Genomic DNA, 2,225 nt, shown 5'->3' with positions numbered 1-2,225 from the left:
GAGGAATGCCCAGAGGGCGGTGCGGTGTGTCATGTTTTTGGCTCCTTTCGTTTTTTCGATTGGGAACGGTAGTTTAGCACGTCAATGAGACCCGCGCGCCCGGCACGGGTATCGCGCGCCGTCGCGGCGGATGGCGGAAGGTGACGGGCCATTACTGAAGGCGGGGCGTAAAAAAGCCGGGAATTGTCCCGGCTTTTTGTCCAAACGGTCATTTTTACCTTGCGGCGTGTGCGCCCTTCATGGACATCTATAATCCCGCCAACGCCCGCTGTGCCGCCGCATCGTCCTGCACCGCCGCCAGCGTCAAGTATGCGCGCGCTTTTGCCATGTCCTGCGGCACGCCCGCGCCATCACGGTAGAGCAGACCCAGGCGGTATTGCGCGGCGGTATAACCCTGCTGCGCCGCCAATTCATACCACTGCCGCGCCTGTGCCGCGTTGGCCGCGACGCCCTTGCCGTATTCGAGGAGGAAGCCCAGGGCGACCTGCGCCGGGGCGCAATCCTGCTTTGCCGCGCGCTCATACCACTGGAAGGCGCGGGCGAAACTCTGCGGGACGCCATCGCCATATTGCACTGCCACGCCAAGCCAATATTGCGCCACCGCATTGCCCTGCCGTGCCGCTTCTGCATACGGTTTGCCTGCGGTGAGACCGCGCTGCGCGAACCACGCCACCGCCTGCTGGATGTCGTACCACACCGAACCGGGCGGGTCGGCAGGGGGTGCGGGCGATTGTTCCGCCAGCTCGCGCCAATACGCTGCCAGTGCGGCATCCGGCGCGCCGTAATCACGCTTCTCTAGCATGATGGCAAGCGCCCGCTGCGCCGCACGGTCACCCTGTAACGCCGCCTGCACCAGCCACAGACGCGCCTGGTCGTAAGCCTGGATGACGCCCGCACGGTCGCGGTAGCTGTCCGGCATATTGCGCACCGCATCGTGATAGTAGCGGCCAAGATGGAATTGCGCACGGCTGTTGCCACCCGCCGCTGCCCGCGTAAACCATTGCACCGCCTGCGCCGCATCACGCAGAAAAACATTGTTATCGTCGTAAATACAAGCGAGGCAAAACTGCGCCCACACCTCCCCCGCGCCTGCGTTAATGCCTTTTCCCGGCAGCCGCCGCAACCTGGCCGCCTGCTGCACCGCCGCCCGCGCCTGGCGGCAATCACCCGCCCGCCAGTCCGCCAACGCCTGCCGCATCGCCTCTGACGGGATATTCGCATCCGCATCCACCAGCGGCAAATACTGCTCCTGCGCTACGGAGACGCCGCGCAGCGCCGCCTGCGCATAATGCAACCGCGCCTGCGCCCAATCATCGCCGCGCGTGTCCAGTACACCGAGATTAAACCACGCCAGCGGCTCGCCCTGGCCCGCCGCCTGGAGCAGTCCATCGCGCTGCGCCGTGCCTTCGCTTAAAACAGCGAGATTGTTTTGCGCTGCCGCCAAACCCTGCGCCGCCGCTTGCGTAAACCAGACAAACGCCTGCGTAACGTCTTCATCATGCAGCAGTGCCTGCAAACCAAGCGCGTTTTGCGCATCCGCATCGCCTTGCGCCGCGGCTTTCTCAAACCACGCCCGCGCCTGCGTCGCATCATGGGCGACACCCCGCCCCTGCGCATACAGCCAACCGAGACGCCATTGCGCCGGGGTAAAACCCTGCGCGGCGGCTTTTTCATAAAAGGCGCGCGCTTGCGACAAATCGCACGGACCGCCGTTGCCCGTTTCAAATGCCAGGGCGAGATTGTATTGCCCTGTTGCATCATTTTGCGCTGCCGCTTTGGCAAACCATTCCCGTGCCTTTGCCGGATTGGGTGCCAAACCACTCGCACTATCCTTATCCTGGTGATAGAGACAACCCAAAAAATTCTGCGCCGGGACATAACCGGCATGGGCAAGCTCAGGCAAATCCTTGCGCGCAAACTTGCCCTTCCAGGTGCCAAATTCACTATTACTGGCAATATCAAGCCAATAAAACATTTGCATCTCGCACCAATGTGCCGGCATATGCCCCATTCCTTTCGCGCGATACAGCATCCCTTCCGTGCCATCCTTGCGGATAATTTCCCCATCCATATACATCAAAGCCAGCAAATAACAGGCATCGGCATCACCACTTTTTGCCAACGCATTCATTTGCGCAAACGCTGTCAAACGATCGCCCGCCTGATGCGCGGCAAATGCCTGCTGCCAGGGTAGCGTTTCTTTCCCCGCCTGCAATGCCGGAAAT

General features: G+C 61.8%; 1 protein-coding gene. It reads right to left on the bottom strand.

Annotation, left to right across the window (positions count from 1 at the left end):
* Positions 1 to 247: 247 nt before the first annotated feature.
* Positions 248 to 2,225, bottom strand: a 1,978-nt coding sequence (locus Q0349_RS06100; RefSeq protein ID WP_298079987.1) for a tetratricopeptide repeat protein, incomplete at its 5' end; no start/stop codon positions are given.

The sequence above is a fragment of the uncultured Cardiobacterium sp. genome (assembly GCF_938028185.1).
In the GTDB taxonomy this organism is placed as follows: Bacteria; Pseudomonadota; Gammaproteobacteria; order Cardiobacteriales; family Cardiobacteriaceae; genus Cardiobacterium.
This window is presented reverse-complemented; position numbering and strand designations above follow the sequence as displayed.